The sequence below is a fragment of the Stenotrophomonas sp. YJH_SMC_32 genome (assembly GCF_059369975.1).
Window position 1 is genome coordinate 72247 of sequence record NZ_JCAFTE010000005.1, and the last position, 12402, is coordinate 84648.

Annotated in this window: 10 protein-coding genes; 4 read left to right on the forward strand and 6 right to left on the reverse strand. The window is 66.2% G+C overall.

The window, feature by feature from the left end:
* Positions 1–31: 31 nt before the first annotated feature.
* A complete protein-coding gene (locus AC5P7S_RS09400; RefSeq protein WP_095377109.1) occupies positions 32–2395 on the reverse strand; it encodes a ribonucleoside-diphosphate reductase subunit alpha in 2364 nt (787 codons plus the stop codon).
* Positions 2396–2827: 432 nt separating this feature from the next.
* Between AC5P7S_RS09400 and AC5P7S_RS09405 the strand changes: the two genes are divergently transcribed.
* From AC5P7S_RS09405 to AC5P7S_RS09415, 3 genes are all read left to right on the forward strand, one after another.
* Complete coding sequence (locus AC5P7S_RS09405; RefSeq protein ID WP_095377110.1) at positions 2828–3805, forward strand: zinc-binding dehydrogenase; 978 nt, start codon at positions 2828–2830, stop codon at positions 3803–3805.
* Between the two features lie 45 nt (positions 3806–3850).
* Positions 3851–4177 (forward strand): hypothetical protein, encoded by a 327-nt coding sequence (locus AC5P7S_RS09410; RefSeq protein ID WP_095377111.1) that lies wholly within the window; start codon positions 3851–3853, stop codon positions 4175–4177.
* A 167-nt stretch (positions 4178–4344) separates the two neighbouring features.
* Positions 4345–6972, forward strand: a complete 2628-nt coding sequence (locus tag AC5P7S_RS09415) for a TonB-dependent receptor (protein ID WP_095377112.1) — start codon at positions 4345–4347, stop codon at positions 6970–6972.
* 66 nt (positions 6973–7038) lie between these two features.
* Here AC5P7S_RS09415 and betT read toward each other — a convergent pair whose 3' ends face one another.
* The 4 genes from betT to AC5P7S_RS09435 form a co-directional block, all read right to left on the reverse strand.
* A complete protein-coding gene (gene betT / locus AC5P7S_RS09420) occupies positions 7039–9018 on the reverse strand; it encodes a choline BCCT transporter BetT (RefSeq protein ID WP_095377113.1) in 1980 nt (659 codons plus the stop codon).
* A 196-nt stretch (positions 9019–9214) separates the two neighbouring features.
* Positions 9215–9595 carry a VOC family protein gene (locus tag AC5P7S_RS09425; protein ID WP_005416954.1) on the reverse strand — a complete coding sequence of 127 codons (381 nt, stop codon included), beginning with the start codon at positions 9593–9595 and terminating at the stop codon, positions 9215–9217.
* Positions 9596–9691: 96 nt separating this feature from the next.
* A complete protein-coding gene (locus AC5P7S_RS09430; protein ID WP_095377114.1) occupies positions 9692–10015 on the reverse strand; it encodes a DMT family transporter in 324 nt (107 codons plus the stop codon).
* Entirely contained in the window at positions 10015–10368 is a 354-nt protein-coding gene (locus AC5P7S_RS09435) for an SMR family transporter (RefSeq protein WP_005416959.1), read from the reverse strand. Before AC5P7S_RS09435 ends, AC5P7S_RS09430 begins: the two co-directional genes overlap by 1 nt.
* A gap of 158 nt (positions 10369–10526) precedes the next feature.
* Between AC5P7S_RS09435 and AC5P7S_RS09440 the strand changes: the two genes are divergently transcribed.
* Entirely contained in the window at positions 10527–11378 is an 852-nt protein-coding gene (locus AC5P7S_RS09440) for a LysR family transcriptional regulator (RefSeq protein ID WP_005416961.1), read from the forward strand.
* Positions 11379–11411: 33 nt separating this feature from the next.
* Here the strand turns inward: AC5P7S_RS09440 and AC5P7S_RS09445 are convergent, their stop codons facing one another.
* Positions 11412–12332: a M14 family metallopeptidase gene (locus AC5P7S_RS09445; RefSeq protein WP_095377115.1), complete on the reverse strand. Its 921-nt coding sequence runs from the start codon at positions 12330–12332 to the stop codon at positions 11412–11414.
* Positions 12333–12402 lie beyond the last annotated feature (70 nt).

Consider the following 12402-nt stretch of genomic DNA (forward strand, 5'->3'; position numbering starts at 1 on the left):
AGCGGCCGGCACTACCGTGGGTCGCCGGTGGTCAGCTTGAGCACCACTCGCATTCGCTGATGTCGATGTCGTTGGAGCGCACGTAATAGGTGGTCTTCAGGCCTTCGCGCCAGGCGCTCAGGTGCAGCTCCAGCAGCGTGCTCGCACGGATGGTGCTGGGCACGTACAGGTTGAAGCTGATCGACTGGTCGACATGGCGCTGGCGGCGCGCGTTCTGGCGCACGCTGGCGAACTGGTCGACCTTGTAGGCGCCCTTCTCGTAGTACGGCCAGGTCTCCAGCGACAGGCCCGGCGCCGCCACCGGCCGCCGGAAGTCCTTCTTTTCCTCGTAGTAGAACGCGCTGTAGATCGGGTCGATCGATGCGGTGGAACCGGCAATCTGCGCGGTACTCATGTTCGGCGCCACGGCCAGCAACCAGCCGTTGCGCAGGCCGTGCGTGGCGACCTCGTGGGCCAGGCTGTCCCATGCGGCGCCGCTGTAGCCGCGGTCACTGAAATAGCGTCCGTTGTGCCAATCGCTGCCGGCGAACATCGGATAGCTGCCCTTCTCCTGCGCCAGTTGCGCGCTGGCCTGGATCGTAAGGAAATTGATGCGCTCATACAGGCGGTCGGCCAGCTGCTCGGCATCCGGTGATTCCCACTGGATCGCCTGCTGCGCCAGCAGGTGGTGCCAACCGAACGTCCCCAGGCCGATGGCGCGGTACTTGCGGTTGGTGATCGTGGCCTGCGGCACCGGCAACGCGTTGAGGTCGATCACGTTGTCGAGCATGCGCACCTGGATCGGAATCAGGCGCTCCAGCACATCGGTGGCCAGCAGGTCATCCGGCGCACTGATTGCCCGGCCGAGGTTGATCGAGGACAGGTTGCAGACCACGAAGTCGCCCGCACGGCGCGTGGTGACGATCTGGTCGCCGCTGACGATCTCCTGGATCATCCGCGTCGGGCTCATGTTCTGCAGGATCTCGGTGCACAGGTTGCTGGAATAGATCATGCCCGCGTGCTTGTTCGGGTTCCGGCGGTTGACCTCGTCGCGGTAGAACAGGAACGGATTGCCGGTCTCCAGCTGGCTGAGCATGATCCGCTTGAACAGATCGATGGCCTTCACCGTTCGGCGGCTGATGCGCTCATCGGCCACCAGCTCGGCATAGCGATCGCGGAAGCTGCCCGCACCGCGCGTCTCATCGTAGAAGTCCTGCAGGTACCAGCCCTTGGCCTGCTTCACCTCGTGCGGGTCGAACAGGTACCAGTCGGCGCGGCGCTCGACCGCTTCCATGAACAGGTCGGGTACGCACACCGAGGTGAACACATCGTGCGCGCGCAGGCGCTGGTCGCCGTTGTTGAGGCGCAGGTCCATGAAGGCTTCGATGTCGCGATGCCAGATGTCCAGGTACACCGCCACTGCGCCCTTGCGCTGGCCCAGCTGATCAACCGACACCGCCGTGTTGTTGAGCTGCTTGATCCACGGCACCACGCCGCCGGAGGAGTTGGCCACGCCACGGATCGGTGCGCCGCTGCTGCGCACGTAGCCCAGGTAGGCACCGACGCCGCCGCCGTGCTTGGACACGCGCGCGATATCGGTGTTGGAGTCATAGATGCCCTGCAGGCTGTCGTCCACCGTGTCGATGAAGCAGCTGGACAGCTGGCCGCCCACCTTGCCGGCATTTGCCAGCGTCGGCGTGGCCACGGTCATGTACAGGTTGGACAGCGCCCAGTACGCCTCGCCAACCAGCTGCATGCGGCGTTCGCGCGGCTTTTCCTCCTGCATCAGGTACAGCGCAATGGTCAGCCAGCGCTCCTGCGGCAGTTCATAGACCTCGCGGCTGCGGTCGCTGGCCAGATAGCGCGTGGCCAGCAGGTACAGGCCGTTGTAGGCGAACAGGCGGTCGCGTTCCGGATCGATCATCTCACCGGCCTGCTGCAGCTCTTCCTTGGAATAGCAGCGCAGGATGTCGTTGCTGTAGATACCACGATCGGCGAGGCTTTCCTGCAGGCCCACGTAGGAGCCGTACTTCAGGCTGACATCGTAGAAGCGGTTGCGGCTGGCACGCTTGTACAGGCGACGCAGGTAGATGCGCGCGGCGAACTGTTCCCACTCGGGCGCGACCAGGTCCACCCGCGATTCGGCCTCGCGGATCAACAGATCGACCAGGTCATCGGCGCTGATGCTGGGCTTGCGCTCGACCATTGCCTGCACCACGCGGCGGTAGTCGCTCACATCCAGCTGCGGGAACTCGGCATGCACGGCATCGATGCTGCGCTGCAGGCGCTCGGCGTCGAACGGCAGGCGGCGGTTGCCGGCCTCCTTGGTGATCCAGGTCGGTACGCGCTCGCCACCGGCGCGCAAGGCGTCGCCAGCGCCGGCCGGATCGGCCACGCGGAAGGTACTGTCGGTCATGGTGGTGAAACTCCAGGCTCGCACGCGCATTGGCGGTCGATGCCATGGCGGCCCTGGACGCGATACCGGCGCACGGGGCGAACGGGTGGATTGCCAGGGTGCGGGAACGTAGGTCGTCGGCATCTGCCTGCGCCTGCGGCCGGTATCCGGGCCATGGGGGCGACCTGCGTCCGCACGATGGCGGCCGCGTCGACACGGCAAGCCTTCAGGGGCGGGCCGCGGGACGTTTGCTGCATGTCCGGCGGCGGCGGCTGACCGGGAGTGACGGCCACAACATAGTGGGGATGACGCGCAACGTCAACACAAGATGCGGTAATCACGACATGCCGCGACGATCAGTCGCAGGATGCCGTGTTGCAGCGGCGACGCCTTGTCGACATGCCCTGCGTCCCCAGTTCGGTACAACATCCACTTTCCCCGGAACACCGCCCCATGCGCGCTGCCCAGTACTCCTCCTTCGGCAACCCGGCCGACGTCCTCGCCACTGCCGATGCCGCCCTGCCCGAGCCTGGCCCCGGCGAGGTGCGCATCCGCACTGTGCTGGCCTCGATCCACAATCACGACCTGCTGACCGTGCGCGGGCTGTATGGCTACAAGCCGACGCTGCCGGCGATTGGCGGCAGTGAAGCACTGGGCGTGGTCGATGCACTCGGCGATGGCGTGGACGGCCTGCAGATCGGCCAGCGGGTAGCCGCCGCCTCGGTGCACGGCACCTGGGCCGAGGCCTTCGTCGCACCGGCACGCATGGTGATTCCGATGCCGGAGGCGATCCCGGACGAGATGGCCGCACAGTTGATCGCGATGCCGCTGAGCGCGCTGATGCTGCTGGAATTCCTGCACGTCCAAGCAGGCCAGTGGATCGTGCAGAACACCGCCAACGGCGCGGTCGGCAAGTCGCTGGCGATGCTGGCAAAGGCGCGCGGCGTGCACGTGGCCAACCTGGTGCGCAATGCCGCGGCCGTAGCGCAGTTGCAGGCGCTGGGCATCGATCATGTATTCGACACCTCGGTGGACGGCTGGAAGGATCGCGTGCGTGAGGCGACCGGCGAAGCACAGGCCGCGGCCGCAGTGGATTCCATCGGCGGCGACGCCAGTGGCGATCTGGTCGACCTGCTCGGCCACCACGGCACGCTGGTGTCGTTCGGGGTGATGAGTGGCGAACCGATGCACATTCCCGCCGGCGGCCTGATCTACAAGGAGGCCACGGTGAAGGGTTTCTGGGGCAGCAAGGTCAGCCAGGCGATGGCGGTGGAGGACAAGCGCCGGCTGGTCGGCGAGCTGCTCAAGCGCGCGGCCAGCGGCGAACTGACCTTGCCGGTGGAGCAGATCTTCGCGCTGGACGATATCGCCCAGGCAGCGAAGGCCGGTGCTGGGTCGGGACGCAATGGCAAGGTGCTGCTGCGGCCGTGATGCTAGGCACTGGATCCGGCGGCGCCGCGCGCCGCCGTCATCCCAATGGATAATGTCTACATCGTCTTTGCTGAAGAAGGAATCACGTTGAGCGGAATGAATGGTCGGAAGGTGCTGCTGGCGACCTTTCTCGGGAGCAAATCCCCTCCTGACGATGTTCGGCCCTCCGAAGACTACTGGAGGTTGATCGGTACCAACGGGACCATTGTTCTTGAGGAATCCCAGACTTCCATGACCAGGCATCAACGTGGCATGCGGGTGCTGGTCCAGTTTCCTGAAAGCATCACGGATATGGGGCTTGCTTGCCACAACGACATACCGGACAGCCTCTGGATTTTCGTCTCCGACCTGATAATTCACCCAGTCGATTGAATGGATCGGGGTTGAATGCAGTAGCGGCGCCCGGATAAGGTCCGCCGCTGCCTGCTCCGGTCGTTAAGAACCTGTGATGTATAACTGAATGCGCTTTCGTCATTGGAAGGCGCAGGTACCTGCATGCGGTACTGACGGCTCCTCCCCCGTTCGGCGTTGCCGCTTCCATGTACCGCACCACCCTGAACCTGCTTGCCGGCGCGATCGCGCTGGGCCTCACTGCTGGCACCGCCAGCGCCTCTGAAACCACCGATGCCGGCAAGGACAGCACCACCCTCGGCGCCGTGCTGGTGACCGGCTCCAACATCAAGCGCAGCGATACCGCCGGGCCCAACCCGGTGCAGATCGTCAGCCGCGAACAGATCGAGCAGACCGGTCGTTCAACACTCACCGACGTGCTGCGCAATCTGTCGGCCAATGCCGGCAACAGCTTCGACGAGCAGTACACGGGCAGCTTCGCCGCCGGCTCTGCCTCGATCGGCCTGCGTGGCCTGTCACCGAAGAACACGCTGGTGCTGGTCAACGGCTACCGCGTGTCCAACTTCGGCTTCGCACTCAATACCCAGGACACGTTCGTCGACCTCAACGCGTTGCCGATCAGCGCCGTCGAGCGCATCGAAGTGCTCAAGGACGGCGCCTCGGCGGTGTACGGTTCCGATGCCATCGCCGGGGTCATCAACATCATCCTGCGCAGGAACTTCCAGGGCGTGGAAGTCGGTGGCGGCTTCGGTACCGCCACCCAAGGCGGCTTGAACGAACGCAAGGCCAACCTGTTGGCCGGCTTCGGCGACCTGGAGCAGCAGGGCTGGAACGTGCTGTTCGGCTTGGACCTGCTCAAGCGTGATCGCCTCGACGCCGACCAGCGCGCCTATACCCGCAGCGGCGATTTCCGCGACAAGCCCGGCGGACGCCTGGCCGGCTGGTCCACCGCCGGTGGCAACTGGCTGTCCAACCCACGTGCACCTCAGCCGTTCGCCAACTGCCCCGAGGGCAGCCAGCTGCGCCCGTACAGCGACTTCGGCAGTACCCTGCCCGGCCAGGCCTGCGCCTTCAATGCGCAGCCGTTCAAGACCCTGCAACCCGGCGCCGAGCGCCTGCAGGCCTCGTTGAGTGCAACCTACCGCTTCAATGACAGCGTCGAGGCGTTCGCCGATGTGCTGTACAGCCACAACAAGGCCGACCAGATCTTCAGCGCGCCGCTGACCGTCGGCCCCGGCCTGCGCGCGTACAACCCGGCCACCGGCACGCTGATTGACGTGCCGGCGGTGCTGCCGGTCGGCCACCCGAACAACCCGGGCAGCACGCCGCTGCCGTTCGAGTACACCTTCTTCGATCTCGGCCCGCGCCTGAAGGACAACACGCAGGTGTTCTACCGTGCCCTGGCCGGCGTGCGCGGCAGCGGTGAACGCTGGGACTGGGAAGTCGCGGCGCTGACCTCGCAAAGTGCGCAGCGCGAGTACGTCGACAATTTCGTCAACCGCTATGCGTTCGAACAGATCCTGCGCGACGGAAGCTACAACTTCCTCAACCCGTCCGCCACGCCGGGCGCGCTGGATGCACTGCGTCTGCAGACCAAGCGGCCAGGCTGGTACACGCTGCACGCGTTGAACCTGAAAGCCTCGACCTCGCTGTGGGAGCTGCCCGCCGGTGCGGTCGGCTTCGCCTGGGGCGCGGAGTTCCGCAAGGAATCGCTGGATGCGCGCACCAGTGCCCAGGTGCTGTCGGGCACCGAACTGCGCCCGGCGATCAACGTGGTCAACGGCGAGCGCCAGGTCAGTGCCGCCTATGCCGAACTGAGCGTGCCACTGCACCGCACGTTGGAGCTGCAGGCGGCTGGCCGCGGCGATCACTATGACGACTTCGGCAAGGCGTTCTCGCCGAAGGTGGCGCTGCGCTGGCAGCCGCTGGACAGCCTGCTGCTGCGTGGTTCGTTCTCGCGTGGCTTCCGCGCCCCCTCGCTGCCGGAGATCGCGCCCGGCCAGACCGTCAGCTACGGCTCGGTGATCGATCCGCTGGATCCGCTGCAGCCCGGCGGCAGCCGTGGCGTCACCAACATCCGCACCGGCAACCCCGACCTGAAGGCCGAACGCTCGCGCAACTTCAACGTGGGTGCGGTGTGGTCTCCGGATGGTGATACCAGCATCGGCCTGGACTGGTACCGCATCGAGCAGGACAACCTGGTCAAGCCGGACAGCGCGCAGTTCATCGTCGACAACCCGACCCTGTTCCCGGGCCGCGTGCAACGTGATGCGCAGGGACGCATCCAGTTCATCTCCAACCAGTATGCCAACCAGGGCGAGTTGACCACCTCGGGGCTGGACCTGGACGCCAGCCGCACCTTCCGTACCGACGGCTGGGGCAACTTCACCGTGGCCGGCAGCTGGACCCATCTGCTGAGCTTCAAGCAGCCGCTGGTGGCTGGCCAGTCGCCGTACGAAGGCGCCGGCAACAACCGCCACGGCGCACTGCCGCGTACGCGCGGCACCACCTCATTGAACTGGGCGGTGGGCGACTGGAGCAGCACGCTGAGCCTGCAGTACGTGAGCGGCTACGACCAGCGCGTGGCGACGGCGACCAGCAATCCGGGGCTGCGTGACCGCGTCAAGCCGTATCACCAGCTGGACCTTTACGTGGCGTACGAGGGAATTCCGAATACCACGCTGTCGCTGTCGGTGCTGAACCTGACCGACAAGGATCCGCCGTTCGATCCGGCTGGCGGTTCCAACGGCTTCGACATCAGCCAGTACAACCTGCGCGGACAGTTCGTCTCGCTGGGTGCGCGCTACCGGTTCTGATGCGCCAACGGGGCGGCGATGATGCGCCGCCCCGTTCGCGTTGCCGGCCAGCGGCCGGCACTACCATCACCGGCTCAGGTGCAGGAACTGCAGGTGCCGTTCGTACTGGCTGATGATGTCGTTGATGATCTGCTTGCGGCTGTAGCCCACCAGGTCGTAGTCCTGGCTGCCTTCGAACAGATGCACCTCGGCGCGGTAGTAGCGCTGGTTGCGCAGCTGCTGCGCGGCAAACGACGGGGTCAGGTAGCCGCTCAGGATCACCCGGTACAGGAAGTCCTGCTGCTCGCCGTGGTTCACCGTCAGCTCCATGTCGCCGGCCTCGAAGCAGGTGGATACATCCCAACCCTGCCCGCGCAGCTGTTCGGCCACCGCCTCCATCGCCGGCTTCACGGTGTCATCCATGAAGCGGTAGACCTGGTCGCGCACCGGGAAGTGCATGGCCTGGCTCAGGCGCTGGCGCCAGCCCTGATGATGGCGATCGTCTCCGATCAACGGCGACGGCCGGTACTGCAGCGCGCGCTTGCGGTGCGACTCGTCACTGAACGCGCGGGTCAGGCCCCACATCATCAGCAGCAGGATCGCCGAGAACGGCAGCGATGCCAGCACCACCGCCGATTTCAATGCATCGATGCTGCCGGCCAGCAACAACCCTGCGGTCAGCACCGCAATCACTGTGCCCCAGAACACGCGCAGCCAGCGCGGACCATCGTCTTCGGGTGATCCACCATGCGACGACAGCGTGGACAACACCACCGCTCCCGAATCAGCGGAGGTCACGAAGAAGATGAAGCTCACCAGCACCGTCACCGCGATCACCGTGCGGCTCCACGGGTAGCCATCCAGCAGTGCATACAACACGGTCGGTGGGTCATCCACCGCCAGCTGCGCCAGTTGCTGCTGGCCGTGGTGGAGCACCTGGTCCAGCGCGCTGTTGCCGAAGATCGACAGCCAGGCCAGGGTGAAGCCGAGCGGGATCAGCAGCACCCCGAACACGAATTCGCGGATGGTACGGCCACGTGAGATGCGCGCGATGAACAGGCCCACGAACGGTGCCCAGCCGATCCACCAGGCCCAGTAGAACACCGTCCAGCCGCCCAGCCATTCCGGTCGGCCGCCATAGGCGTACACATCGAAACTCTTGCCGACCACGCTGCCCAGGTAGTCGCCCAGGTTCTGCATCAGCGTGCTGAACAGGTACTGCGTCGGCCCGGCGAACAGCATGAACAGCACCAGCGCGATCGCCAGCAGCATGTTGATGTTGGCCATCCAGCGCACGCCCTTCTCGACGCCGGACACGGCCACGGCCACGGCCGCGCCCATCATGCTGACCACCAGGATGATCTGCACCAGGTTGGAGTGCGGAATGTCGAACAGGTGCGAGAGGCCGGCATTGAGGTGCAGCACGCCGAAGCCCATGTCGGCACCGATGCCGAATACGGTGGCGACGATGCCCAGCGCATCCACGGTGTAGCCGATCGGGCCATTGATGCGCTTGCCGATCAGTGGGTACAGCGCAGAGCGCAGGGCCAGTGGCAGGTTGTGGCGATAGGCGAAGTAGGCCATCGCCATCGCCGCCAGCGCGAACACGCCCCAGCCGTGCAGGCCCCAGTGCAGGAACAGCAGCTGCATGGCCTGGCGCGCGCCAGCCTCGCCTGCGGCCGGATCGCCCTGCGGCGGCTGCAGGTAGTGGGTCAGCGGTTCGGATACGCAGAAGAAGAACAGGGTGATGCTGATGCCGGCGGCGAACAGCATGCCGGCCCATGAGAGGTAACTGAACTCCGGCTCGTCATGGTCGGCACCCAGCTTGATGCCACCGTACTTGGACAACGCCACGCCCACCACGAACACCAGGTACAGGGTCATGGCCAGCAGGTAGTACCAGCCGACGTTGAGGGCGGCCCAGTCCTGTGCCTTGAGCAGAAGGCGGCCCGCGCCGAGCGGGAACAGGCTGACGAACAGCGCGAACGCCACGACAACGATCGCCGCGAAGGCGAACACAGGCCGAAGGGTGCGCACCGGGGATTGTTGCGGCTCCAGTACTTCCATGGGGCGGCGTTCTCCGGAAGATCAAAGGGTTAGCCGACCGATTCTGGCTGAACCGCAGTGGACAGAGCATGAAGTTGCGGCCTGTGGTCGCAGGCCCGTCCGCTCATTCCGTGGTATCACGCGCGCGCTGCGACGCACCCTTGCTTGCGCGGGCCGCGCGCACCGCCTGCGGCGCGGCCACGCGCATCCTGTCCGATCACGACATTACATGCACCGCACACAGCTTGTTGCCATCCGGGTCACGCAGATAGGCCAGGAACACCTGCCGACCGGACATGTTGCGGACGCCGGGCGGATCTTCGATGGCGCTGCCACCGTGAGCCACTCCAGCTTCCTGCCAGGCACGCACGGCCTCTGCACTGCCCAGACTGAAACCGATGGTGCCGCCGTTGGCATGGCACGCTGGCTGCCCATCGATCGGCGCGGTTACACCGAACATCCGCCCATCCTTGAAGTACAGCAGCCGTCCCTTCTCGTCGAATACGCCCGCACGCGCGTCCATCGCGGCGAACAGGGCGTCGTAGAAGCGACGTGCGGCATCCATGTCGTTCGTCCCTACGGTGATGTGGCTGAACATGCGGGCACTCCATGTGGAAAACCGCAGTGTCGATGAGCGCGGGCGACTTCGCAAATCGCTGCACCCTCGCCGCCCCGCTCGCGTCCGGGCGTGCTGCTACTTGGCGGTGCTGAGCAGCAGTACCGCCGCCGTGACCAGGGCGATGCCAACCCAGCCGATCGGCCGCAGGCGGTTGCCGAACAACAGGCGTCCGCAGCTGGCGGTGCCGATCACGCCGATCGCCCCCCACATCGCATAGGCCGTGGCCAGATCCATGTAGCGCACGGCCTGGCCCAGCAGGGCGAAGGCGATCCAGACCAGGACGATCGCACCGACGCCCCAGCGCCAACGACGGAAACCTTCCGACTTGGCCACCATCATGTTGGCGGCGACGTCGATCAGCGCCGAGCAGATCACGAAAAACAGGGCCAGGGTGTTCATCAGTGCGCCTCCCCGAGGGTGACGCAGACGATGCCGGCCACGGCCAGCATCAGGCCGGCCAGCTGCTGCAGCGACAGGCTCTCGCCGAACACAGTGAGGCCGACCACGGTCAGCAGGGTCAGGCCAAGGCCTTCCCACACCGCGTAGGCCACGCCTACAGCAATGCGGCGCACCGACTGCGCCAGGAAGAAGTAGGACAGCGCCAACGCGCCGGCCATGATCAGATAGCCGCTCCAGCCGCCGTCGCGGGCGGCATGGGCCATGAACGAGGTGCCGACCACCTCGGCGATGATCGCCACGGTCAGGCAGGCCCAGGCGGCCAGCGCGCCACGGGCGGGAACAGTACGGGACATGTGAAGCTCCTTGCAGGCGGGGACCGCGCCGCCTCTTCAATGGGTCCACGGCATACGTGGAGGGTCCGGAACGCCCGCAGACAGGGGCGACGGCGGCCAGTATCATCGCCTTTTACGGTGGCACCAAAATGGATCCCATCGACAGGAGCGATGGATCAATGCCCTATTCCCCCGAATCCCTGCAGGCCTTCGTGGAAGCGGCCGCGCTGGGCTCGTTCTCGGCGGCGGCGCGCCGCCTGCGCAAGACCCAGTCAACGGTCAGTACCGCCATTGCCCATCTGGAGGCCGACCTGGGCGTGAGCCTGTTCGACCGCAGCGGGCGCTACCCCCGGTTGACCGAGGCCGGGCGCCAGGTGCTCGGCCATGCCCAGGAAATCCTCGCCGCCGATGCCCGCCTGCAGCAGTTGAGTGTGCGCCTGGCCGCGCCGGTCGAAGCGCGGCTGACCGTGGTGTTCTCCGACGTGTACCAGCTCGATCCGGAGCAGCGCGTGCTGCAGCGCTTTGCCGAAGCATTCCCGGAGATCGAACTGGAATGGCTGGATGCCGAAGGCGATGACGTGCTGGAGCTGGTCGGCAGCGGCCGCGCCGCGCTGGGCCTGCTGCCGCAACAGGAAAGCTATCCGGATGGCCTGATGGCCCGGCCGTTGGCCCATCACAGCGAACTGTCGGTGTACGTGGCGCGCGAGCACCCACTGGCCAGCGCCGGCCGTCGCAGCGCCGCACAGCTGGCGCGGCACCGGCAGGTGCGATTGAGTGCGGAGGTCGATCAATCCCACATCGTCACCGGCCTGGCCTGGACCGCCACCGACTATCTGATGGTGATGGAGATGGCCGAGGACGGCATCGGCTGGGCCGAGCTGCCGCGGGCACTGGTGCAACGTTATGACCGCGGGCGACTGGTGGAACTGACGCTGCCCGGCTGGCCGCGGCGCATCCACAGCGACCTGCTCTGGCGCCGCGACGCGCCGCCGGGACCGGCCGCACTGTGGTGGGCCGACGCGTTGGGGTGATACGAGTTGCCGGCCAGCGGCCGGCACTACCGGTCAACGATGGGCGAGCGCGTAATCCAGTGCCGCGCACACCGCGGCCACCTGCGCGTCGTTGCACTGCTGCGGGGTCGCCCGGGAGCTGTCCGGGTAGACCTCGGTGGTGGTAGTGAACTTCGCACCGGTGATGCCCGCGCACAGTCCCAGCTTCACCAGCGGATATTCGATCACGCCGTGGGCCACCAGCGGCGAACCGATGATCTCGCCCTTGTCGTCAGCCGGCGCGATGTGGGTGACCTTCTCCACCGCGGCGATCACCGCCTGCTGGAAGACCGGCTGCGGGTTCTCGCTGTCATCCACCAGGTAGAAGCCATCGGGGATCAGGCCCGGTTCGAACGGCCTGCCGTCACGCGCGGCCAACGCCGGGCGGAACTCGCTCTCGTCGCTGTCGGTGGTCTCGTGCAGGTCGATGTGCAGCACGAACTGGCCCTTGTACGGCGCGATCAGATCGATCACCGCCGTTGATTCACGCGCCGGGCCGTAGGCGCGGAAGTTGCGGTTCGGGTCGATCGCATCGAAGTTCCAGCGGTTGATGCGCTCGAAGCCCCACGGATTCACGCACGGTGCCACCAGCAGATTGGCCTTGCCGGCGTAGTCGGCGGCGTGCTTTTCGAGGAATTCCAGCGCGCCCATCACGCCGCTGGTCTCATAACCGTGCACGCCACCGGTAACCAGGGCAGCCGGCAGCACCGGGTTCCAATCGCGGCTGCGCAGGGCGAACAGGGTGTAGGTCTCGCCAGCGTAGTCGAGCTGGCCGTAGGCCACCTTGTCGAAGCGCGAGGCCAGCGCCTCGATGCGCGGCAGCACTTCCTCGTCATAGCGACGCAGGCGCTGCTGGCGGCCACGCCACGTCTCCCGTTCCGCCGCTCCCCACGGCTGGCCAGGGGTTCCGACGGGGTAGAAGGCGGCTTGGGACATGGCAGATCTCAGCGAGTCAGGAAGCAATCGCCCACTCTACCACCGGGGGAACAGCGTGAACCGGCGGCGC